The organism is Cuspidothrix issatschenkoi CHARLIE-1, assembly GCF_002934005.1.
Classification (GTDB): Bacteria; Cyanobacteriota; Cyanobacteriia; order Cyanobacteriales; family Nostocaceae; genus Cuspidothrix; species Cuspidothrix issatschenkoi.
This window is the reverse complement of record NZ_PGEM01000078.1, coordinates 40,219-63,068: the sequence shown is the minus strand read 5'-3', so window position 1 is coordinate 63,068 and position 22,850 is coordinate 40,219. Positions and strand designations below refer to the sequence as shown.

The following is a 22,850-nucleotide window of genomic DNA, read 5'->3' as shown; positions in this document are numbered from 1 at the left end:
TTCCCTGTTCCCTATTCCCTCTCCTCACAGACAACTTTTTCAGCAAACCCTAAATAAATCATAATTTTTGAGATTTTAACCACTCACTGACAACTTTTTCCACTGGTTTAGATTGATTATCTACTTGATAATTCATCTTCTGTATTTCTGTTGTAGAAATTTTGCCCCCTAATTGATTAATGGTATCTGTTAATTCTGGATATTTTTGGAGAATTTCTTGATTAAAAACAGGTATAGCTTGATATGGGGGAAAGTATTTTTTATCATCTTCTAAAATTACTAAGTTAAAAACTGGAATTAAACCATCTGTAGAATTTGCAGCAATAAAATCTACTTGTTTTTCTTTTAATGCTTGATACATTAATCCTAATTCCATTTGTTTGATATTGGCAAATTTTAGGTTGTAGGTTTTAGATAATCCTGGATAACCATCTGCTCTTTCTAAAAATTCATACCCAAATCCTGCTTTTATTTGTGGAGTATATTTACTAATTTCTGAAAGGCTTTTAATTTGCCATTTTTCGGCATCTTCTCCTCGGATAATCATGGCAAAGGTATTCTCAAATCCTAGAGGCTTCATCACTGCTAATTTCAATTTTTGATCATAGTATTCCTTAACTTTTTTATAAACAGTTTCAGGATTACTAATTGGTTTTTCTTTTAAAATAGTCGTAAATGAAGTTCCTGTATATTCCACATACCCGGCAATTTTTCGGGCTTTTACTGCTTCATGACAAATAAATGTTCCTCCTAAATTAAAACGACGATCTACTTTTAATTTAGTATGATTTTCTATGTGTTGTGCTAATATTTCTCCTAAAATTACTTGTTCTGTGAAATTTTTTGAGCCGATAATAATTGTTGGTGGTTTCTGTTGATAGTTGAAGGCTATTAATCCAGCAATAATTAAGGTGATTATTCCGACAATAATACCTATATTCTGATTGAATTTACCTTTATTTGCTATTTGTTTTGTGAGGTTTTTTTCTAATAATCCTAAACCGAAATCTGCACTCAAAGCAATCAAAGCTGCGGGTACTGCTCCGGCTAAAATTAATTCATTATTAACTGTAGAAATACCGCGAAAAATAAATACTCCTAAACCTCCTCCACCAATAGCAGCAGCAATTGTGGCAATTCCTACAGATATAACTGTGGCTACTCTTACACCTGCTAAAATGACTGGTAAAGCCAGGGGAATTTCCACTTGGAATAGTAATTGTTGATCTGTCATTCCCATGCCTATACCCGCTTCTTTAATGGCGGGATTGATGCTATTAATGCCAATATAAGTATTACGAATTATGGGAAGTAAGGCATAAAGAGTTAAGGCAACTATACCGGGAATTTTGCCAATTCCTCCCAGAAAAGGCACGGAAATTAAAAAGCCAAATATGGCTAAACTAGGGATGGTTTGAATTGCATTTGCTAAACCAAGAATGGGGGGAGCTAATTTTGATTGACGAGTGATCAGAATGCCCACAGGAAGACCAATGGAAATGGCGATCGCTAGGGATATAATGACTAATATTAAATGTTCTCCACTGTGGAAAATTATTTCTGTACTGTACTGAAATAAGAACATAATTTTATGCTAATTTTAGTTTAATTCTTCCCAACTTTTCGCTACATTCAAACAAGCTAAAAAAGCCTGTGATTCTGGATGTTGAGAACTAAGAAATTCTCTTTTTGTTCCTAATTCCACTAAATTTCCTTCATACATTAAACCAATTCTGGAAGCTAAAAAGAAGGCTTCTTGAATATCATGGGTGACAAATATCACTGTTTTACCTAATTGTTGTTGCAAATATTTAAACTGTTGTTGTAACTCTAGCCGAGTGATGGGATCGAGTGCGCCAAAAGGTTCATCCATTAATAGTATAGGTGGATCTGCGGCCAAAGCTCTAGCAACTCCCACTCGCTGACGTTGACCTCCTGATAATTGATAGGGATAACGATGGGCAAATTGTTCTGGTTCTAGACCTACTAAGTTTAACATTTCATAGACTCTATTATGGATTTTTTGGGCTGGCCATTTCTCTAATGATGGTACAAGTCCCACATTTTCAGCGATGGTAAAATGGGGAAATAAACCTGTTTCTTGAATAACGTACCCTATTCTTCTTCTCAGTTTAATAGCATCCCATTTAGTTGTGGGAATATTGTCAATTAGGACTTGTCCTTGACTTGGGATAAGTAAATGATTGATTAATTTTAGAGTTGTAGTTTTTCCACTGCCACTACGTCCTAATAAAACTAGTGCTTCTCCTTGATAAATGCTGAATTTTAAGTGAGATAATAAGAGACGGTGATCAATTTGGAAACTGACATCCCGAAAATCAACGATGATTTCTGATGTTAAAGACATAAAAATTTGCTCCTATCTTCTATCTTCTATCTTCTGCGGACTTACGCAAAAGAACGAAAAACTAACATACCCTATGTGTATTTTAAAATTTGAGTTTTGACTTGCTGTTGTGCATTTTAAATGCACAACAACTTAGTGGTGATCGCTAAAAAATCCTAACCGATCATCAATCCTTTACTTGCTAACCATTCCCTATTAAATATCCGTGATTGATAGCGAGAACCACTATCACATAAGATGGTCACAATAGTATGTCCGGGTCCCAATTGTTTAGCTAAAGCTACCGCCGCACCCACATTAATTCCCGTTGAACCACCCATTAATAATCCATCTTTTCTTAATAGTTGATAAACTACGCGCAACGCTTCAGGATCATCAATTTGGATAGCATCATCAATCGGTGCGCCTTCCATATTAGCGGTAATGCGACTATTACCAATACCTTCAGTAATAGAATTACCTTCGATTTTGATTTCCCCAGTTTTGATATAGCTATATAGTCCACTACCTAAAGGATCAGCAACCACACATTTAACCGCCGGATTTTGTTTCTTTAGATACATAGCTACACCTGCATAAGTACCACCTGTACCAGTGGCCGCTACCCAGCCATCTATTTTACCGTCAGTTTGTTGCCAAATTTCTCTACCTGTAGTTTCATAATGTGCCACACGATTGGCCAAATTATCAAACTGATTAGCCCAAATGGCGTTTTCCATTTCCGCCGCAATTCTACCAGATAATTTGACGTAATTATTCGGATCTTTGTACGGTACAGCAGGTACAGGACGAACTTCCGCCCCCAAGGTAGTCAAAGCATCTATTTTTTCTTGGGATTGGGTATTGGGAATAAAAATCAAGCATTTGTAAGCTTTGACATTGCAGATATGCGCTAGTCCAATTCCCGTATTCCCCGCAGTTCCTTCCACAACTGTGCCACCAGGTTTGAGAAGTCCTTTTTTTTCTGCATCTTCAATGATGTATAGTGCAGCACGATCTTTAACAGAACCACCAGGGTTAAGAAATTCCGCTTTGGCCAAGATTTCACAACCTGTTTCCTCACTAAAGCTGTTTAAGCGAATTAGTGGTGTATTGCCAATCGTGCCAATAAATCCTTTTTTGATATCCATGTTGAATCTACCTGAATTATTCCCGATCAAATTTTGACATTTAACGAAATCCTATTGCTATTAGTTTTTTCTCTTTTGGGGGACAATTTCCGAAAAGCATATCCAAGACATTGGAATAATCCGGGAGTCAGGAGTCAGAATATTTGTTTGTAAGTTGTCGTGCAAAATAAATTTTATATTTATAAGGAATATAGAGATTTTTGTTTGTTCCAAAAATGTTAAATTAATTTGGCTTAGGTACTTAGCAGTTAACTACAGAAGTACATTTTCTGATCAATTATCAAGAATAACTCGAAAACTCTATCTTTATCCTATATTAAAACCTCTAAAGCATAATAAGTGAGAATCGCATTTCTCTAGTTTATCTCACGCAAACTGACAAGTTAGCACTTACGCTATCGCTTGAGTTTTCTATATTAAATATGGCGATCGCTCTCATGTAAATCAAAAAGGCAGAAGTCATGAAAGAATGAACCACGTTCGCGAAGCGTGCCGAAGGCATAGGAGCGAAGAACACGAAGGGAAGAGAGTTTCAAAGATATTTTTCGTAATTCCTCAGAATTTAACTCTACAATAAGAGCGATCGCACTAAATAGACATAATAAAAAAATATGATTTCTGTTCTATGATTTCCAAACTTTTGCAGCTTTTTAGTAGGGTATACCTTGACAATATAATTTGATAGCATAATTAAGCCAGCATGGTATAACTCCTGAAATATAAACATTCTTTCTCTATTTTCACATACAACAGGCAAATTGATAAAAAAGTTAATAAGCTTTAGCTAGTTAAAGCAGGAATCTTGAAAGGTACAAGAGCTTTATGCAGTACAGTAGGTTTAGCACTTAAATACACCTCGCGGTAATTACTTTCGTTATATCCAACCACAACCGCGCCTATAGTTGTACCAATTTCTGGATACATTTCTGGACTCATCCCCCCTTGATCTAAAAAATCAGGGATTTTGATCAACCCCTTAACTAAAGACTCATCAGTATTGACAAAAACGCCAAAGAGTGTATAAAATACTATCTCAATTCGCTCACAACCATCCTTTTCATCAGACTGCATGAGTAGAATAAGCTCAAAACTATTTGTATTTTTTAATTTTTCCCAGTTTTCATCCTGTAAATCCTTAAATCCTAATCATCCTGATTCTGACAATTTCTCCATTCTCACATACAACAGGCAAATTCAGAAAAAAGTCAAATAGTCTGAATTTTAGTTACAGTTAGATTACAAAATAAATCGTGAGGGGTGATACTATGCGTATTTTGCTAGTTTATCCAATATTTCCAAAAACCTTTTGGTCTTATGAGAAAATTCTGGCACTGGTTGACAGAAAGGTTTTGTTGCCTCCTTTGGGTTTGGTGACGGTAGCGGCGATTTTGCCCCAAGAGTGGGAATTTAAACTTGTAGATCGTAACATCCGCGCCGCCACAGAGGAAGAATGGGCATGGGCAGATATGGTAATTTTCTCTGCTATGATTGTCCAAAAACAAGACTTACTAGAGCAAATTCGGGAAGCTAAAAGACGGGGTAAATTGGTAGCTTTGGGTGGTCCCTATCCTACCTCTACACCCCATGAAGTCGAAGCAGCAGGGGCAGATTATCTGATTCTCGATGAAGGGGAAATCACTTTACCCATGTTTGTGGAAGCTGTGCAACGGGGTGAAAAATCTGGAGTTTTCCGCGCTACTGAAAAGCCCGATGTCACTAGTACACCCATTCCCCGCTTTGATTTATTAGAGTTTAATGCCTATGATATGATGTCTGTACAGTTTTCGCGGGGTTGTCCCTTCCAATGCGAATTTTGCGACATCATTGTATTGTATGGACGTAAACCCAGAACCAAAACCCCTGCACAACTTTTAGCGGAGTTAGATTATCTCTATGAGTTGGGTTGGCGGCGGGGTGTATTCATGGTTGATGATAACTTTATTGGCAACAAGCGGAATGTGAAATTGTTGCTAAAAGAGTTAAAAGTGTGGATGGCAGAACATCAATATCCGTTCAATTTTGACACAGAAGCTTCCATTGATTTAGCACAAGATGCAGAAATGATGGAGTTGATGGTTGATTGTGGCTTTAAAGCGGTATTTTTGGGTATTGAAACCCCAGATGAAGATAGTTTACAACTAACTAAGAAATTCCAAAATACTCGCAGTTCTTTAACTGAGTCAGTAGAAACCATTATTAAAGCTGGCTTAAGGCCAATGGCTGGATTTATTATTGGTTTTGATGGTGAAAAATCTGGTGCGGGCGATCGCATTGTCAGATTTGCCGAACAAGCAGCCATCCCTTCTACTACCTTCGCCATGTTACAAGCATTGCCCAACACAGCGTTATGGCATCGCTTGAAAAAAGAAGGACGACTACGGGAAAATCAAGACGGGAATATCAATCAAACCACATTAATGAATTTCATTCCTACCCGTCCTCTGGAAGAATTAGCAAGAGAATACATTGAAGCTTTCTGTGCTTTATATGATCCTGTTGCCTATTTAGACCGCACCTATCGCTGTTTTATGATCTTGGGTTCAGCTAAATACAAAGCACCAGGCAAAATGCCAGAATGGGTAGTTGTAAAAGCTTTGCTACTAGTAATTTGGCGACAAGGATTTAAACGGCAAACTCGCTGGAAATTCTGGCATCATTTATTTAGCATTCTCAAGCATAACCCCAAGGTAGTTGAACAATATGTTTCTACCTGCGCTCACATTGAACATTTTATGGAATATCGGCAAATTGTCCGCGATGAAATAGAAAGTCAATTAGCTGCATATTTAGCCCAAGGTGCAGAAAAACCCTATGTTCCAGAAAAGGAAAAAGCAGTAGCTTAATACAGCAGAATTTAGGAGTTCAGGAGTTCAGGAGGAAGAATTTTTTCCCTGTTCCCTGTTCCCTGTTCCCTGTTCCCAGTTAAGAGTTCCCAGTTAAGAGTTCCCTGTTCCCTGAGTTCTTAGTTTAATTTTTCTCAACAATACCACCATTATCAATGGCGGTATAAGCATCATTATCAACTAAACCCAACCAAGGATCGGAACTGGGAGTTAAAAACAATTCAGCATAAACTTTTTCATTGAGTTGGTTAACATCTGAAGTTTGATTTTGGGTTAAAAACCATTGATGAATTTGTCTATGTAGTAGATATTCGTTTCTGACTGTATCTAAAGCCATGACGGTTTCAAAATTACGAATTACTCTGGATAAATTATTGTTATCTCTGGTCTTTGGTAATTTCTTATTCTCAATCAAGGCAATGCTATTACTATCAAGTTTAGCATCATTTTTATAGAGTCTAGCTAATCTATCCCAGGTTGGTTGATCGAGAATTTCTGAGGTATTTTCTGGTGTTTCTGGCTGTATAGATCTGAGAATTGGTATTTCTACTCTAGATTTAGAAATTGCTAAAGAACCTGCTATGATTGCGTTAGGATTAGATGTAGAATTGTTAGAATTTTCTCCTAAACGGGGAGGAGATTGTATCCCTAATTGAGATAAATCCGTTCTCCATTGGTTTTGAATATCATCAAGACGGCGTTGGTGATATTGTTGTAATAGGATATTATATTTTTCACCTTTTTGGTTACTCAAGATTTTAGCTATTTTTTGCCCTTGCTGAAGTTGTTTTAGAAAAGCTTGGGGTCCATAGAGTCCAGGAATGGCATCCAGTGGACGGCCATCACTATCTAAAATATAATGAATACTATTACCTGTGATGGTTCTTTCTAATTTGCGTCCGTCACCAAAATCAATGGTGATTTTTGGCGCAGGCCGGACAGTTTGCCAATGTAAAATAAAGTCTTTTCTCAAAGTTTGGGAAATTACGGCATTAGGATATAGGGCAACTCTAAAAAATCGGCTGTTAGCACAACTCAGTTCTGTATCTAATCTGCCTAATAATCGCAAGGAAAGAATTGGTTTACCAGTGATTTTCGCAGCAGCTTTTGCTTGTTCTAAATCAGTATACCAATATAATTGAGAAGCATAACAATCTCGTTGTTGACATAATTGATCGAGGGCTATTTTAACTTCTGGTTTAGGTGGTGTCTGTAAGTTATTAATGTAGGATTTGAGGAAAATTTCTAGTCCTTTTTGTCCTTGGGGTCTGAGGTTCGTGACTATTTGTGATAATTGGGATTTTGGAGATGGGGATATTTGGCTATAACTTGGTTGTGAATATACAAAACTTGCCAAAATAACCAGGAATGAAAAATGATTTAGTTTCATGTTTTTACTATGGTTTTATAATTGTGAAAATAAACTTTGCCAGTCAATTATAGGCGATCTATCCCCTTTGTTAACTATTTCAAAAACTTTGTTAACAGAAGTTTGATAAAATAAACTTTCGACACAGGCTGCAGCTACATCAATGCGACTAGAATCACCTGTAATTGTATCTCCTGTGGATAAGACGACATTTAATTTACCTTGGGTTGTGGCTTGGAGTAGGGTGTTAAGATCAGAGGATGTATAGGGGCCATCAATTAAACGTCCGGGACGAATGATAGTATAGGGGATGCCGGAATTAATAATTGCTTGTTCTCCTTTTTCTTTGGCATCGAGTACGCCAAAAAGATTGAGAATTTTAAAGGGAAATTGATGTTTGCGGAGAATACCACAGGAGGAGACTAATACGAAGCGGTTTAAGTTTTTGGGTGCGGCTGTAAGTAGGTTAACTACACCTTGATAATCAACTTTTGTAGGGGTATTTTTGGCTTTATTTTCTAAAAATTGGGGATTAAATAAAGTTATTCCTAATTCCAAAATATTAGGCGGTTGATCAAATTCCCATTTGCTAGTAGGAAAAGCACTTGTTCCTGTACAACAAATAATTGAGGTAATATTTGTCATGGAGGTTTTTAATGTGCTGGGTTCACAAATATCACCGACAACTATTTCTACTTTGTCGTTAAACATTTGCGCGGCTTTTTCAGTATTGCGGGTGAGAATGCGAACTGGTAAGCCCTTGGCTAATAGTTGACTAACTACAAGTTGTCCGACTCCACCTGTAGAACCAACTACTAAAATGAGATGTTGAGAAGAGTTTTCACTGCTATTCATAGATAGATATTTTTGGCATTGGATATACAGTATAAAGCAGATCCATAGGTTACAGAATCTAAATTTCAACCTATACAGGACTTACGCAACTGGCACATTGGTAGGGTGTGGTTCGACAACCTCACCAACCGGGTCAGACTGCATAAATCCTGTAAATAAAGAGATTGTTAATGTCTGACACACCCTACAACTACTATACACAAAGCTAGTTTTAATTCTGACTCCTGACTCCTGGATTCTGCTGTATTTAGTCTATAACAATTTTGGTTTTACCTTTGTGTCCATGAATTAATTTAATTTGTTCCCATCCTTGGGGATACCAAGCTGTTGATTTTGGTTCTTTTAACCACTGCATGACAGCAATATTAGTACAATCTGGACTAATATCTTGAGGATACATTTGAAAGTAACAGCCAACAGCAACTACGCCAATACCACTAATTCCTGTGATATCTTCATCTCTGACTAATTGAAAACTTTGGAGTTGATAATTATCGAGGGAGTTTTGCCCAAAGATTAATTTTCTGCCTCTTTGATTTTGCAGTTCTTGAAAAGATGCCCAAGATGGAAAGGTTGCATGACTGGGATGGGGAAAAATTCGGACTATGGCTACTTGTCCATCTGGTAAAATAAATCCGCCAGCAATAATCTGTTTTGATGGTTTTGCTTCGGGTTCAATTAACCAAAATGTTTGTTGTTTTTGGGCTATAAACATATCTTTTAAATTGTCTCTTCCACATATTATATGTGTTAAAATCCCAATCATTCATAACTAACGGTGAAAATTTTATGGTGAAGAAAAATCGCAAATTTACCAAACTGATGAAGAAATCCGGGGTTAAGGAACATTTCCACCAACCTGGAACTATACCTGGGACAATTATTGTTGATGAAAATAGCAAGCCACCTAGCATTTTTCTGATTGACTATAATCAAACTGATCTGATTCATAAACAAATCAGTTATCCGGAAGAATGTATTAACTATTTGGATACAAATTCTGTTTCTTGGGTAGATGTACAAGGTTTAGGAAATCAAGATATTTTACAGCGTTTAGGCCAATCTTTTGATTTACATCCCCTAATTTTGGAGGATATTGTGAATATGGTAGAACGTCCGAAAATAGAGGATTATGAGGATCAATTAGTAATTATTGCCCACATGGTTGTTCCTAATAACAATAATGGCAGTTTTTACGGTGAACAGGTAAGTTTGGTATTAGGTAAATATTATGTGTTAACGGTGCAAGAAGAACCGGAACATGATTGTTTTGATGGTGTGAGAAACAGAATTGATAAATCTAAAGGTATCATCCGCTGCCAAGGTAGTGATTATTTAGCCTATGCTTTATTAGATGCAATTATTGATGGCTTTTTTCCCGTTTTGGAACTTTATGGAGAACGAATTGATGATTTAGAAGAGGAAGTGATAATTAATCCTAGTCAGAAAACATTACAAAAAATATACCAAATTCGTCGGGAATTATTACAACTACGGCGGGGAATTTGGCCGCAAAGAGATGCGATTAATTCTTTAATTCGAGATGGCAGCGAATTAATTAGTCCTGATGTGAGAATTTATCTCAGAGATTGTTATGATCATACGGTGCAATTAATAGATATATTGGAAACTTACCGAGAATTAGTAGCTGGATTAATGGATGTTTATTTATCGGCAGTTAGTAATAAAATGAATGAAATTATGAAGTTGCTGACGGTGGTTTCTTCGATTTTTATTCCTTTGACTTTTATTGCAGGGGTATATGGGATGAATTTCAACACTGAAAAATCACCCCACAATATGCCGGAATTAAATTGGTATTGGGGTTATCCCCTATGTTTAGCACTAATGCTATTAGTTGCTACCATTTTACTATACTCATTTTGGCGGCGGGGTTGGCTGAGTAATTCTGCAAATTTGCCAAGAGAATTTCACCGCTAGAATCAATTAACATTAAAGTTTGGTTTAGCGAATTTAGTCTGCTATCAACTGCGGGGACTTTCAGGCGTTTTTAAGTCGTATAAAAATAAGTGTAGAATTTCCAATGGTGACAGAGGAGAAGCATGAATCATTAAATCATCATTTCCTGGATGTAAATGAAATCGTTTTCCTCTATCATCATTATTATGTTCTGGTAAATTTAGATCAAATCGTAAAAATTTAGTTGGGTTATTTTCTAAAAATCTAATTTCAAAATCAAAAGCAATAATTTCAGCAGGTTTAATATTTTCATTCACTAAAATTGCAAAATCAAACCAGCAACCGTCACATCTTTCAAAATGAGAAATTTCTTTAAGTCGCTTAAAGTTTCTCTTTCCTCCAGTTATTTCAATAATTCCTTTATCTTTAGATGGTGAGATTTTCAATAAATTATGAATTTCATAAGATTCTGTTTTTAAAAACTTATCATCACAGGCTGCTATTAAAGATTTAAGAATTTCACCTCTTAATACCTTAGCACTTTTTACTGTTAAGGGAGTTATTTTTAATAGGCGTTCTTGGACATCCTCACAAATTTGCACCCAGTCACTTTGGTTACTCAAATTAAATCCCCCCGTTCCAGTAAAACAACCCATTCAGCATATTCAGGTTCAGGTGGTAAATTTCTACTTTCAGCCATTTCAATTATTTGAGAGTCTGTTAAACCTGACCATTCTCGAAGTGCTGTTAGTCTTTCCTGAATTTCGTCAACACTGAGCAATTCTGTATCTTTTACAAAAAAATATACCCTAGAACCGAGCCAACTTACAATATTTGGAGCATAAGAAAACATTATTTTTGCTGATTCTGATGATAAAATTAACACTACTCCGCGTTTTCTCATCAGTGAACTTCGCATACAATCAAATTCATACCAATTATTTTTATCCCATTGTTCGAAGTTCCAAAGAATCAAATAATCTTCACTTGCTTGAATAATTTGCTTTATAAAAACATTAGTTTCATCTTGAGCAGATAAACAACCCACTTCACACTCTGAAAAAATGCTCAGAGTTTCTTGTAAATCGTCCACTAATTGCTGACTATATAAACTAGAAGTAATTAGTGCTGACCAGGTATTTCCTGATGTTGGTTGTGAGCTAGTTTTTTGTAAAAACTCGTCAATAGAAAGTAATTTAAGTAAATTAATCATCGAAATTAATTTTAATCTAAAATTTGTTGAATTAATGGTTTAATAGCTGGATGAACTGCATAACGTAGTTTTGGATATCTATATTCAAGAATTACCCTTTTCACCAACAATCGCAAATCTTCGTCAGTTATAGGAATAAATTTTTTATTTTTGAGCATCTGCTTAATAATTTTTAGCTCATTATCTGATAAACCAAGTAGTTGATTTCTACCAGTTGAATCAACAGCTTTTAAAACTTGTTTTTCTTGTAGTTTTTCGTCACCTGATATGTATGTCTCTTCAAGAGATGCTTGTGTTATTGCAATAAAGTCTCGTAAAACCCCACCAGAAAATTGAATTAAAGCTTTCATGGCTGATTCTTCTATAAAATCTTCAGATGATCGATTTTTAATAATTTCTTCAAAAAAATTATAAGCATCTTGGTCATTTTCTATATCAAAGAATGGTTGATAATAAAAGTAGTCTAAAATCTTATCAACGGTATCACGATAGTTACTATAAATTGCAGTTATTGGACCAACTAATACTAGACCAATACCAGCAGATGATATTGCTTTTGCATCTGAAAATACAAGCTGCATAAAGGTTTTAATATCATTAATTCTATCTAATCCATCAAATAAAATAACTAAATTACCATAGTTTTCGGATGCACATTTAGCTAACTTATTGACCGTTTCCACTAACTCTGAATTTATCCCATATCCCTCTACTTTCTTAGGAATAATACCTTTTACACTTATTAATTGTTCGTCATAGTCAGGTCCGTAATAGTATCCATCATCATAGTATGTATAACCATGTGCCAACTTACGAATTAAATCAATGGATTGTATAACATTGTCATCTTTACTATCTTTCATAAGATTAGCAAGTTCTAGACCCGCAATTGCAGTTAGAACGCCAGTGGTTATTTTGGAAATATATGTATACAAACTAACATCTACATATATTGCATGAGTATCTTCTATTTCATTAATCTGTTTACAAGCAACTAACAATTGAGTTGTTTTTCCAGATCCAATACCTCCTAAAAGCAGATGCGAAGAAGACGGACGTAAAGCTATTCTTGCTGATATTTCATCTACAAGTAATTTTCCTGGTGCGTGGACATAATAACCACTTTCAATTGCTGCTGATGGATCTGCTGCACCCTCAAAAGCTGCCATTCTTTCTCGAAAAAGTTTGAGGCGATTAGACATATAATTTAAGCTCTCTGTTTTCAACTCTTTGTTAATTTGTGTCTATATGTTTAACAGTTGTTAAGGTTTCCAACCTCATAGAGTCCAAGTTTAGCATTAAAGATTAATATTAAGTAGGGTTTGCTGAATAAACGCAAAACCTAGATAAAAAAAGAGCTTAAGGGTAAGAAAAGAGAAAAAAGTGCAAGAAAAAGGCGTAAAAAAGGTTTTTAATCAAATATCTCCTGATGGTAAATGTTGTTAAATTACGGGGGTAGCTGTGACAATAAACCAGAGTAACAAAGCTAAAATCAAGATACCGAGTTTAACAGCTATATAGGTATAACCGTGATGAATAATAAAATCTTGGCTCGTCATATTCCACCTCTACTTACTAGCTGGTAACTAGCGATTTTACTCCAGGGAGTATTTTTCCTTCACTCCATTTTCTCATGCTTCTATTATGGCTTGAAAGTGGATAAGAAAGATGTTTAGTAAAGTTTCGTTAACATTTCTTAGCTTTATTTAGCATAGGTGAGTGGTCAATATTTGATCATGATAGAGGTTGGGATAAAAACCCAACTTCTATCTATTAATTAGGGGTTATAGTTTCTTAGTGAAGCTACGTATATTTACCCCCCGGCTACGGTGTACACACAAGTTCTATCTGTCTTCCTTTTGTGCTTATTTAGCCCCCTAAATCCCCTGCCCCCGTGACCCCCAGAATTGGGGGTTAGGGGCATTAAAACCCTATTAGAGGATGTTTGAAAAGTTTTGGGCGAATATAATTCGCTACTAAACAAACCAAGTCCACCTGCGTGGACTAGCGAAAAATTAAGCTTTTTAACCCACGAAGGTGGGTTTTATCTGTGTAGCCGCGATTTCTAATCGCCAGGGCTAGGGCTAGTATGAATTTAGACTGATGGAACGTCAATCAAAATGTTACCTTCTTCCACTTTCAGGGGATAGGTTGGCAGGGTTTTTTCTGGGGAAACTTTTCCCAATAATTTACCAACTACTGGTGGAAATGGACACCAGGTTTTAACTTGGCCATTTTTTAAGTCGAAAGCACTGCGATGGAAAGAACAAACTATAGCACCATCTTCAATTTTGCCTTTTGTCAGGGGCATTTTTAAGTGGGGACAGGTATTATCTACTGCATAAAGCTGATTTTCGTGGTTTAGGAGTAGGATTTTGCGATCGCCTACTTTAACTACTTCTCGCGCACCGGGTGTGAGTGCATTAGCCCCTAAAACTTTAGTCCAAGCCATGATATTTTCCTAATCTAGAATAGATATCTTCTTAGTTTCTCGTAATTTAGCACTTTGCGATCGCTTGATTTGATAACAAACCTATCTACCCATAGATAGAGTCTAATAGCTGATGACTGATACCTAAATATGTAATAATTCAGGTGAAGGTATAAGCTCCCCGACTTCTTTGATTGATTCTGTCCACAAACTATAAATTGATATTAGAAGTCGGGGATCTGGGTGTTAATAAGTGATATTTACATTTAGGTAAAGTCAATGGTGACGACAAAATCTAAAATAGTTTCCTTAATTTTCTCGGCCTCTTCTTTTACAGTATCAGGCATTTCACCATTTAAAAAACTCCGTTGGCTACTAACTATATACAAAAATTGATTATTGACAAAGGATAATAATCCTCTATAGGCATCTAATCTAATGCCGTTACCGTTAGTTTCTTGCTTAGAAATTGTTGATCCTTGGGGCATATCTACTAATACATAGTAATATTTTTCTAAGGAATCTTGCAAATATTCTGTATACTTAACTTCTGCATGAGGGATATTCACAATTATTGCCTGGGGAACATATCTATCTACTAAAATTCGATGCAAATATTTTTCAGATCCTTCTGATTCTATATCATCAATCTGGGAGGCAGAAAGAGGATAATAATCAATTCTAAATAAAGTTCCTAAATCATCGGAAAAGCTCACCATTCCTTCTTCAGTTTGGATTCTGCCACCTTGGAGAGAATCGAGAGGAATGGGAACTGTAAAATTTCCCAAAGGAGATTGATAAAACTGTTCCCCAGATTCATTAAATATAACTGGTTGATAATCTTCTTCTATATATTTTTCCTCATCCCCTGCTTCAATAGCAGCAATTACTTCTTTAATAATTTCTTCTGCTTCTTCATCATCCAGTTCTAAAGCTATTTGTAGTTCTTTCAGATATGGTTTTTTATCGGCGGGAATAATTAAATCTTCTGCCTCCAGAAGCATGATTATAGCTGCTGCAAACCCATCCAAAATTACCTCATTAGAAATTCCGGCATTAGCAGCATTAAACAAAGATCCCAATCCATAATTTCGGGCAATTTCTATTAACCTATCAACAGTTTCTAATATTTCTTCTTCTGCATATTGCTCAAAAAGCTCAAATTCCCAGAGAATATCGGCTAATATCTCTACATCTAAATCTTGTATTCCTTCATCAATAATTGCTGTAATTACAGCAATTGCTGCTACAGATTCTTCTACATTCAATGATTCTACTATTAGTGCTGAGGATTTGAAGATATAATCATACTTGCTCATAAATTTTTAGTCCTTAATTAATGTTCTTTTCTTATTTTGGTTGGGAAATACGGTTTTCAATATCTTCTAATGTCCGTAATAGTAGACGATTTGCCTCTAATTCCCAACCCCATTTTTGAATTTTAAAAGCTGTGGCAGTTCCGGCTATAGCTGCTAATAGGCAGATGGGTTGATTGAGGGAAATACCAAATAATAAACCCAAACCAGCAATACCCCAAAAGGGTAAGGCCACCACTTGTCTTTGCTCCTCCACAATTTCAGCAATTTTACTGTTTGGTATTGTAGCCAATAATGCGGTTTTTAGTTCCCTTTGTTCTGCTAATGATAGGGATAGGCTAATCTTACGGCGGAGTTTTTCAATTTTGCGGCCATCGGTGCTATACTCCGTCAGTTCATCTTCTGCCATTTTCAGGTATCGTTCTAGTTGTGACATAGGAGACGTATGTTTGTAGTTGAACTACACCTATTATTCTTCATTTCTGCGACCTTTGATCAAAATTATTTGTAAATTAACAGTAAAAAAGTTGAGTTCTGATGTTTTATAATTACGTAAGAATTCAGGGAACAGGGAACAGCAAACAGCAATTCTTAGAGGGTGTTTGAAAAGTTATGGTTGATGTATCAAATATTTTTACCCCGCCCTAACCCTCCTCTTACTAAGGGGAGGGAACTAGATTTTCACAATTTCCCCCCTTAATGAGGGGAGATGAAGGGGGGTAAAAATGTTATGAAAATTAGAGTTTACCACTTTTCAAACATCCTGTTAAACGGTTGTTAACATTAATCAAAGCAAAATGACGACTCTTTTAGAAACCGAACGCTTAATTATTCGCAGTTGGATGCCTGATCAAGATGCGGAACAAGTATTTGAAATTTACAATGATCCTGAAGTCCTCTGTTTTTTAGGAAATGCCGCACGTCCTCCCAGTGTTGAGATACAACGTCAGCGTTTAATTGATAGTTTAGAGCGATCGCAAATCCGAAAAAATAGTTCTGGAACTTGGGCAATTATCGAAAAAGATAACACAAAAATTGTCGGGATAATCATGCTTTCCCAACTACCCGATCAAAATAGAATGTTGACAGAAGATTTAGAAATCGGTTGGCACTTAGGCAAATTTGCATGGGGAAAAGGATATGCTACTGAAGCAGGACGCGCTATGCTGGACTATAGCTTTAATATTCTCAATATCCCAGTTATTTATGCTGTAGTCAAACCAGAAAATTATGCTTCTATTCGTGTCACGCAAAGACTAGACATGGAATTTTTAGGTAGGACTACTAAATATTATGGCATTGAACTATTACTGTTTCACAGAAAATCAAACTTAATTAATCTGTAGTTTAAGGATCACAAGCAAAATTAATTTATTTTCATCAAAAATAAAACATGGACAAAAATTCATTTCGTTTAGGGATATTGGGAATATTTATCGTTTCACTGTTCTTACGTTTTTGGCAATTAAATAAATTTAATACTTTAGTATTTGATGAAGTTTATTTTGCTAAATTTGGTAATAACTATCTCACCCATACACCATTTTTTAATGTCCATCCGCCCCTGAGTCAATATCTGATTGGTTTAGGAATTTGGCTGAGTAAATATATTCCCATTGCTAAAGATAACATCAATAGTCTCACAGGTTCTTTATTATCACCTTGGAATTATCGCTGGGTTAATGCCCTCACTGGTTCACTAATTCCCGTCATCGTCACTTTATTAACTTATCAATTGAGTTATCGTCATCGTTTTGCCTTATTAGCAGGAGTTTTCACAGCTTATGATGGCTTATTTTTAGTAGAATCTCGTTATGCTTTAAGTAATATATATATAGTAATTTTTGGACTCCTTGGACAATGGTTATTATTATTAGCATTAGAAAAACAAAAACCCTGGTTTTGGTTAACTCTATCTGGAATCTGTTTTGGTGCTTCCGTTGCCACTAAATGGAATGGTTTATCGTTTTTATGTGCTGTTTATGCTTTATGGATCGCCACTTGGATAATTAAATGGTTGCAATCTTTAGATATCACATCCCAAGGTGCAACCATAACCACACCATTAAAAAATATTACACAACTAAATATTTGGCAAATGTGTTCCTATTTAGGCATTATTCCCGCAGTTGTGTATAGTCTAATTTGGATTCCCCATCTCCAACTAGATAAAAGATATGGATTTATTGAAGTTCATCAACAAATTTTGCAATTTCATCTCAAATTAGGTGGGAATAGTCCTAGCATTCATCCCTATTGTGCAGCTTGGTATAAATGGCCATTGTTAACTCGTCCCATGGCTTATTATTACGAAACTACCCAAAGTATTCAGGAAGTTTTACCTGTATTTGGGCCACCCTTACCTAGTAATGCTGCTAAGATAGTTTACGATGTTCACGCCATAGGAAATCCCTTTTTATGGTGGTTTGGTTTAGCAGCCATGATATTTTTAATGGGTATGCTTATCAACCAAATAATCATGCCATCAATCACAAGAAAACGACTATTTATTCCCAGAAACCTCACCCTTGATACCTGGATTGGTTTATTTTTAGTTATCAATTATGCCGCCAATTTACTCCCTTGGGTAAAGGTAACAAGATGTGTATTCATCTATCATTATATGTGTGCCGTTATCTTTACATTTATAGCCATTGCTTGGTTTGTTGATCAATGTTTGCTGAGTTATCAGCGTTCAATTCGTGCAGTTGGTGTCACCATCACCTTTATCATCACTGCTGCTTTTGTATTTTGGATGCCTATTTATCTCGGTTTACCACTCTCTCCCCATGATTATCGAATGCGGATGTGGTTTAATTCTTGGATCTAAATAACAATATTAGTAGAGACCCCTTATTGCGATCGCCTTTTTACCACTCTAGTAGCAAAAATGGCTGCATCAACCAGTAACCCCGACAAAAAATAAATAAACTTTAAGCGAGCGTTCCCCATACCCTACATCGCGCTATCATCAGAGATAGTGCCTAAACTGTGCCATAAATTCTCAGCATCTACCATGACCACTTCCACACCAGAACCCCAGCAACCAAATACACCACTTACCGATACAAATCTGGTAGAAAACCGCAGCAAGCTGAGTAAAATGTATCAGCACTATGTAGAAATGAAGGACAAATATCCTCATGCCTTGCTGCTATACAGAGTAGGTGATTTTTTTGAAACTTTTTTCCAAGACGCTGTAACTGTATCCAGAGAATTAGAATTAGTTTTAACCAGTAAACATGGTGGTGAAGTTGGTCGTGTTGCCATGACTGGTGTACCTCATCATGCTTGGGAACGCTACACAACTTTGCTGGTGGAAAAAGGTTATGCTGTGGTAATTTGTGACCAAGTAGAAGACTCTGCTGAAGCTATTGGTTTAGTTAGGCGAGAAGTGACGCGCATTCTCACACCTGGAACTTTGTTAGAAGAAGGAATGCTCAAAGCCAGTCGTAATAACTACATAGCGGCTGTGGTAATTGCTGTAAACCATTGGGGATTAGCTTATTCAGATATATCAACTGGGGAATTTATCACAACTCAAGGAAGTGATTTAGAACACCTCACTCAAGAGTTAATGCGATTGCAACCATCAGAAGTTTTGTTTCCCACCAACGCCCCCGATTTAGGTAGTTTACTACGTCCTGGGGAAACTTCCCCATCTTTGCCCCAATGTTTACCACCTACATTTTGTTATAGTTTGCGGTCGCAAGTTCCTTTTTCCCAAGCCGAAGCTAGAAGTAAATTATTACAGAAATTCAAACTGCGATCGCTTGAAGGTATCGGTTGCGAACATCTACCCCTGGCAGTTCGCGCCGCAGGTGGTCTTTTAGAATACATTGAAGATACACAAAAGGCTAATCCTGTATCTCTGCAATTGTTACGCACCTACACCTTAACCGATTATTTAATCGTAGATCATCAAACCCGTCGTAACCTGGAAATTACCCAAACCGTCCGGGATGGAACATTTCACGGTTCTCTATTGTGGGCTTTAGATAGAACAAACACGGCTATGGGTAGCCGAGCATTAAGAAGATGGTTGTTACAACCGCTACTTGATCTTAAAGGCATTAAATCACGGCAAGATACCATTCAAGAATTAGTACAAAATACGCCTTTACGTCAAGATATACGGCAGTTATTACGGCAAATTTACGATTTAGAGCGTTTAACCGTCAGAGCCGCTTCTGGTAGAGCAAATGCACGGGATTTGGTCGCCTTAGCTGATTCTTTCTCTCGTTTACCTCAAATTTCTTGCTTAGTGGAAGATGCGAAATCCCCTTTCTTAAAAGCTTTGCAAAAAGTCCCACCGATCCTAGAAGAGATAGCAGAAAAGCTACACGCTCACATCGTAGAATCACCACCAATTCATTTGAAAGAAGGTGGTTTAATTCGTCCGGGGATCAATCCCCTCTTGGATGAAAGAAAAGCTACAGTAGAAGCAGATCAACAATGGATTGCAAACTTAGAAGTTGATGAAAGAGCAAGAACGGGAATCCCGACATTGAAAGTAGGATTTAATAAGACCTTTGGCTATTATATCAGTATTTCCCGCAGTAAATCTGACCAAGTTCCCGATAATTACATTCGCAAACAAACCCTCACAAATGAGGAACGTTACATTACTCCTGATTTGAAAGAACGAGAAGCACGTATTCTGACAGCGCGAGATGATTTAAATCAGTTAGAATATGAGATTTTCGACGCATTACGGGATGAAGTGGGTTCTCACGCCGAAATTATTCGTAATATTGCCCGTGCGGTGGCTGCTGCTGATGTATTATGTGGTTTGGCGGAATTGGCTGTACATCAAGGTTACTGTCGTCCGGAAATAGTTGCAGGACGGGAGATTAATGTGATTGATGGTCGTCACCCGGTGGTAGAACAGTCTTTACCTGCGGGGTTCTTTGTTCCTAATTCAACTTGGTTAGGTAGTAAGGAAACGAACCACAGAGGCACAGAGGACGCAGAGGAAGAGGGGAAGAAGAGTACATCTTCTCCTGATTTGGTGATTTTGACGGGGCCAAATGCGAGTGGGAAGAGTTGTTATTTAAGGCAGGTAGGTTTAATTCAGTTGATGGCGCAGGTGGGCAGTTTTGTGCCAGTGCGGTCTGCTAGGTTGGCGGTATGCGATCGCATTTTTACCCGTGTTGGTGCTGTTGATGATTTAGCCACTGGTCAATCTACATTTATGGTGGAAATGAATGAAACTGCAAATATTCTCAATCATGCAACTTCAAAATCTTTAGTTTTATTAGATGAAATTGGTCGGGGAACTGCAACTTTTGATGGTCTTTCCATTGCTTGGGCTGTGGCAGAATATTTAGCAGTGGAAATTAAAGCTAGAACTATTTTCGCTACTCACTATCATGAGTTGAATGAATTGGCTAGTATTGTTCCGAATGTGGCAAATTATCAAGTTACTGTGAAAGAATTACCTGATCAAATTATCTTTTTACATCAAGTTCAACCCGGTGGTGCTGATAAATCCTATGGGATAGAAGCGGGAAGATTAGCAGGGTTACCTGCGGTGGTAATCAAGCGTGCAAAACAGGTGATGGGACAAATAGAAAAACACAGTAAAATTGCAATGGGCTTGAGGGAAGGACTTTGATAATTCTGATCCAAATATTTTGCAAATCATTAAGATTTATTTACTTAAACAACATAAATATTGTTTAAATAATCAGCTATAACCCAGTCAGCCACTAGGTTTTAACCTCTCAGATGTCAAATAACCTCGCAACAAACCTTATTTGTTCATAGCGGTTAGGTTTGAGAAAATCAGAAACGATTTAATAATCAAGCACTTATAGTTATTTAACTTCAAGGGAGAACACAGGATGAAATTGGCTTACTGGATGTATTCTGGACCCGCCCACATTGGGACTTTGCGGATTGCGAGTTCCTTTAAAAACGTTCATGCTATCATGCACGCGCCCCTCGGTGATGACTACTTCAACGTTATGCGTTCCATGCTATCGCGGGAGAGAAACTTTACCCCAGTTACAACCAGCGTCGTTGACAGAAACGTTTTAGCGCGAGGTTCTCAAGAAAAGGTGGTAGACAACATCACCCGCAAAGACGCGGAAGAACACCCAGATTTAATCGTTTTAACTCCTACCTGCACCTCCAGCATTTTGCAAGAGGACTTACACAATTTTGTCGAAAGGTCGCAGTTGGAAGCAAAAGGCGACGTAATGCTGGCGGACGTGAACCATTATCGCTACAATGAATTACAGGCTGCTGACCGCACTTTACAACAGATCGTTCAATATTATATTGAGAAGGCCCGCAAAAAAGGGGAATTACCAACAGAGAAAACGGCGAAACCCTCAGTTAACATTATCGGCGTTTCTACTCTGGGTTTCCATAATAACCACGATGTCACCGAATTGAAGCGGTTAATGACTGATTTGGGAATTCAGGTAAATACTGTTATTCCTGAAGGTGCGTCTGTTCACGAATTAAAAACTATGCCTCAAGCTTGGTTTAACTTAATTCCTTATCGGGAACTGGGGTTAACAACAGCTAAATATTTAGAAGAACAGTTCGGGACACCTTACGTAGATATTACGCCGATGGGTGTTGTGGAAACTGCTAGATGTATCCGTAAAATTCAGCAGGTAATTAACGCCCATATTTCGACTTCGCTCACTATGGAAGGTGCTGAGGTTAATTATGAAGATTTCATCAACGAACAAACTCTGCACGTATCCCAAGCGGCTTGGTTCTCCCGTTCTATTGACTGTCAGAACTTGACTGGGAAGAAAGCGGTGGTTTTTGGTGATAATACCCATGCGGCGGCTTTAACGAAGATTCTCGCCCGGGAAATGGGGATTCATGTGGTTTGGGCTGGTACTTATTGCAAGTATGATGCTGACTGGTTTAGAGAACAGGTGAGCGAATATTGTGATGAAGTATTAATTACAGATGATCATGGTGAAATTGGGGATGCGATCGCTCGCGTTGAACCTTCTGCTATATTTGGTACACAGATGGAACGTCACGTTGGTAAACGTTTGAATATTCCTTGCGGTGTGATTGCAGCACCAATTCACGTGCAGAATTTCCCCATTGGTTACAAACCATTTATGGGTTATGAAGGCACAAATCAAATCACAGATTTAATCTATAATTCCTTCACTTTGGGAATGGAAGATCACCTTTTAGAAATCTTTGGTGGACACGATACAAAGGAAGTAATTACTAAAGGAATTTCTGCAGAATCTGGTTTGAATTGGACAAAAGATGGACAAGCAGAATTGAATAAAATTCCTGGTTTTGTGCGCGGGAAAGTGAAGCGAAATACGGAAAAGTTTGCCCGTGAGCGTGGGTTTAAAGATATCTCGGCTGAGGTGTTGTATGCAGCTAAGGAATCTGTAGGGGCGTAGTTTTGGTA

General features: G+C 37.1%; 19 protein-coding genes. 6 read left to right on the top strand and 13 right to left on the bottom strand.

The window, feature by feature from the left end:
- Nucleotides 1–58: 58 nt before the first annotated feature.
- The 4 genes from CUN59_RS11675 to CUN59_RS11660 form a co-directional block, all read right to left on the bottom strand.
- Nucleotides 59–1,585: a glycine betaine ABC transporter substrate-binding protein gene (locus tag CUN59_RS11675; RefSeq protein ID WP_104388002.1), complete on the bottom strand. Its 1,527-nt coding sequence runs from the start codon at nucleotides 1,583–1,585 to the stop codon at nucleotides 59–61.
- A gap of 15 nt (nucleotides 1,586–1,600) precedes the next feature.
- Nucleotides 1,601–2,368 (bottom strand): ATP-binding cassette domain-containing protein, encoded by a 768-nt coding sequence (locus tag CUN59_RS11670; protein ID WP_104388001.1) that lies wholly within the window; start codon nucleotides 2,366–2,368, stop codon nucleotides 1,601–1,603.
- A gap of 155 nt (nucleotides 2,369–2,523) precedes the next feature.
- The gene (locus CUN59_RS11665; protein ID WP_104388000.1) at nucleotides 2,524–3,498 is read right to left on the bottom strand and encodes a cysteine synthase A; all 975 of its coding nucleotides are present in this window, start codon (nucleotides 3,496–3,498) and stop codon (nucleotides 2,524–2,526) included.
- Between the two features lie 780 nt (nucleotides 3,499–4,278).
- Nucleotides 4,279–4,569, bottom strand: coding sequence for an RNA-binding protein (locus CUN59_RS11660; RefSeq protein ID WP_104387999.1), 291 nt, complete (start codon nucleotides 4,567–4,569; stop codon nucleotides 4,279–4,281).
- A gap of 194 nt (nucleotides 4,570–4,763) precedes the next feature.
- Here CUN59_RS11660 and CUN59_RS11655 point away from each other — a divergent pair, with 194 nt between their 5' ends.
- Nucleotides 4,764–6,341 carry a B12-binding domain-containing radical SAM protein gene (locus tag CUN59_RS11655; protein ID WP_104387998.1) on the top strand — a complete coding sequence of 526 codons (1,578 nt, stop codon included), beginning with the start codon at nucleotides 4,764–4,766 and terminating at the stop codon, nucleotides 6,339–6,341.
- Between the two features lie 124 nt (nucleotides 6,342–6,465).
- Here CUN59_RS11655 and CUN59_RS11650 read toward each other — a convergent pair whose 3' ends face one another.
- From CUN59_RS11650 to CUN59_RS11640, 3 genes are all read right to left on the bottom strand, one after another.
- Nucleotides 6,466–7,731 (bottom strand): thioredoxin domain-containing protein, encoded by a 1,266-nt coding sequence (locus tag CUN59_RS11650; RefSeq protein WP_104387997.1) that lies wholly within the window; start codon nucleotides 7,729–7,731, stop codon nucleotides 6,466–6,468.
- A gap of 15 nt (nucleotides 7,732–7,746) precedes the next feature.
- Nucleotides 7,747–8,565, bottom strand: a complete 819-nt coding sequence (locus CUN59_RS11645) for an SDR family oxidoreductase (RefSeq protein WP_104387996.1) — start codon at nucleotides 8,563–8,565, stop codon at nucleotides 7,747–7,749.
- 247 nt (nucleotides 8,566–8,812) lie between these two features.
- Nucleotides 8,813–9,280 (bottom strand): hypothetical protein, encoded by a 468-nt coding sequence (locus CUN59_RS11640; RefSeq protein ID WP_104387995.1) that lies wholly within the window; start codon nucleotides 9,278–9,280, stop codon nucleotides 8,813–8,815.
- Nucleotides 9,281–9,354: 74 nt separating this feature from the next.
- On the opposite strand from CUN59_RS11640, the gene corA reads away from it, so the two are divergent.
- Nucleotides 9,355–10,506, top strand: a complete 1,152-nt coding sequence (corA, locus tag CUN59_RS11635; RefSeq protein WP_104387994.1) for a magnesium/cobalt transporter CorA — start codon at nucleotides 9,355–9,357, stop codon at nucleotides 10,504–10,506.
- A gap of 44 nt (nucleotides 10,507–10,550) precedes the next feature.
- Here the strand turns inward: corA and CUN59_RS11630 are convergent, their stop codons facing one another.
- From CUN59_RS11630 to CUN59_RS11605, 6 genes are all read right to left on the bottom strand, one after another.
- Nucleotides 10,551–11,108 carry a hypothetical protein gene (locus CUN59_RS11630; protein ID WP_104387993.1) on the bottom strand — a complete coding sequence of 186 codons (558 nt, stop codon included), beginning with the start codon at nucleotides 11,106–11,108 and terminating at the stop codon, nucleotides 10,551–10,553.
- The gene (locus CUN59_RS11625; protein WP_104387992.1) at nucleotides 11,105–11,698 is read right to left on the bottom strand and encodes an ABC transporter permease; all 594 of its coding nucleotides are present in this window, start codon (nucleotides 11,696–11,698) and stop codon (nucleotides 11,105–11,107) included. The genes CUN59_RS11630 and CUN59_RS11625 overlap by 4 nt, the downstream gene beginning before the upstream one ends.
- A gap of 11 nt (nucleotides 11,699–11,709) precedes the next feature.
- Nucleotides 11,710–12,900, bottom strand: coding sequence for a hypothetical protein (locus CUN59_RS11620; RefSeq protein WP_104387991.1), 1,191 nt, complete (start codon nucleotides 12,898–12,900; stop codon nucleotides 11,710–11,712).
- 893 nt (nucleotides 12,901–13,793) lie between these two features.
- On the bottom strand, nucleotides 13,794–14,150 hold the full coding sequence (locus CUN59_RS11615) for a Rieske (2Fe-2S) protein (RefSeq protein WP_104387990.1): 357 nt from the start codon (nucleotides 14,148–14,150) through the stop codon (nucleotides 13,794–13,796).
- 245 nt (nucleotides 14,151–14,395) lie between these two features.
- Entirely contained in the window at nucleotides 14,396–15,448 is a 1,053-nt protein-coding gene (locus CUN59_RS11610) for a hypothetical protein (protein ID WP_104387989.1), read from the bottom strand.
- A 31-nt stretch (nucleotides 15,449–15,479) separates the two neighbouring features.
- Nucleotides 15,480–15,881: a hypothetical protein gene (locus CUN59_RS11605; protein WP_104387988.1), complete on the bottom strand. Its 402-nt coding sequence runs from the start codon at nucleotides 15,879–15,881 to the stop codon at nucleotides 15,480–15,482.
- A 361-nt stretch (nucleotides 15,882–16,242) separates the two neighbouring features.
- On the opposite strand from CUN59_RS11605, the gene CUN59_RS11600 reads away from it, so the two are divergent.
- From CUN59_RS11600 to bchB, 4 genes are all read left to right on the top strand, one after another.
- Nucleotides 16,243–16,791, top strand: coding sequence for a GNAT family N-acetyltransferase (locus CUN59_RS11600; RefSeq protein ID WP_104387987.1), 549 nt, complete (start codon nucleotides 16,243–16,245; stop codon nucleotides 16,789–16,791).
- Nucleotides 16,792–16,838: 47 nt separating this feature from the next.
- A complete protein-coding gene (locus CUN59_RS11595; protein ID WP_104387986.1) occupies nucleotides 16,839–18,275 on the top strand; it encodes a dolichyl-phosphate-mannose--protein mannosyltransferase in 1,437 nt (478 codons plus the stop codon).
- Between the two features lie 186 nt (nucleotides 18,276–18,461).
- Complete coding sequence (gene mutS / locus CUN59_RS11590; RefSeq protein ID WP_104387985.1) at nucleotides 18,462–21,062, top strand: DNA mismatch repair protein MutS; 2,601 nt, start codon at nucleotides 18,462–18,464, stop codon at nucleotides 21,060–21,062.
- A gap of 229 nt (nucleotides 21,063–21,291) precedes the next feature.
- Nucleotides 21,292–22,842, top strand: a complete 1,551-nt coding sequence (gene bchB / locus CUN59_RS11585; protein ID WP_104387984.1) for a ferredoxin:protochlorophyllide reductase (ATP-dependent) subunit B — start codon at nucleotides 21,292–21,294, stop codon at nucleotides 22,840–22,842.
- Nucleotides 22,843–22,850 lie beyond the last annotated feature (8 nt).

What these genes read in the sequence shown, in the direction of transcription:
- CUN59_RS11615 (WP_104387990.1), bottom strand. Translation starts at nt 14,150, where the DNA reads ATGGCTTGGACTAAAGTTTTAGGGGCTAATGCACTCACACCCGGTGCG.
- CUN59_RS11605 (WP_104387988.1), bottom strand. Translation starts at nt 15,881, where the DNA reads ATGTCACAACTAGAACGATACCTGAAAATGGCAGAAGATGAACTGACG.
- CUN59_RS11610 (WP_104387989.1), bottom strand. Translation starts at nt 15,448, where the DNA reads ATGAGCAAGTATGATTATATCTTCAAATCCTCAGCACTAATAGTAGAA.
- CUN59_RS11595 (WP_104387986.1), top strand. Translation starts at nt 16,839, where the DNA reads ATGGACAAAAATTCATTTCGTTTAGGGATATTGGGAATATTTATCGTT.
- CUN59_RS11625 (WP_104387992.1), bottom strand. Translation starts at nt 11,698, where the DNA reads ATGATTAATTTACTTAAATTACTTTCTATTGACGAGTTTTTACAAAAA.
- CUN59_RS11670 (WP_104388001.1), bottom strand. Translation starts at nt 2,368, where the DNA reads ATGTCTTTAACATCAGAAATCATCGTTGATTTTCGGGATGTCAGTTTC.
- corA (WP_104387994.1), top strand. Translation starts at nt 9,355, where the DNA reads ATGGTGAAGAAAAATCGCAAATTTACCAAACTGATGAAGAAATCCGGG.
- CUN59_RS11665 (WP_104388000.1), bottom strand. Translation starts at nt 3,498, where the DNA reads ATGGATATCAAAAAAGGATTTATTGGCACGATTGGCAATACACCACTA.
- CUN59_RS11645 (WP_104387996.1), bottom strand. Translation starts at nt 8,565, where the DNA reads ATGAATAGCAGTGAAAACTCTTCTCAACATCTCATTTTAGTAGTTGGT.
- CUN59_RS11660 (WP_104387999.1), bottom strand. Translation starts at nt 4,569, where the DNA reads ATGCAGTCTGATGAAAAGGATGGTTGTGAGCGAATTGAGATAGTATTT.
- CUN59_RS11675 (WP_104388002.1), bottom strand. Translation starts at nt 1,585, where the DNA reads ATGTTCTTATTTCAGTACAGTACAGAAATAATTTTCCACAGTGGAGAA.
- mutS (WP_104387985.1), top strand. Translation starts at nt 18,462, where the DNA reads ATGACCACTTCCACACCAGAACCCCAGCAACCAAATACACCACTTACC.
- CUN59_RS11620 (WP_104387991.1), bottom strand. Translation starts at nt 12,900, where the DNA reads ATGTCTAATCGCCTCAAACTTTTTCGAGAAAGAATGGCAGCTTTTGAG.
- CUN59_RS11640 (WP_104387995.1), bottom strand. Translation starts at nt 9,280, where the DNA reads ATGTTTATAGCCCAAAAACAACAAACATTTTGGTTAATTGAACCCGAA.
- CUN59_RS11650 (WP_104387997.1), bottom strand. Translation starts at nt 7,731, where the DNA reads ATGAAACTAAATCATTTTTCATTCCTGGTTATTTTGGCAAGTTTTGTA.
- CUN59_RS11600 (WP_104387987.1), top strand. Translation starts at nt 16,243, where the DNA reads ATGACGACTCTTTTAGAAACCGAACGCTTAATTATTCGCAGTTGGATG.
- CUN59_RS11655 (WP_104387998.1), top strand. Translation starts at nt 4,764, where the DNA reads ATGCGTATTTTGCTAGTTTATCCAATATTTCCAAAAACCTTTTGGTCT.
- bchB (WP_104387984.1), top strand. Translation starts at nt 21,292, where the DNA reads ATGAAATTGGCTTACTGGATGTATTCTGGACCCGCCCACATTGGGACT.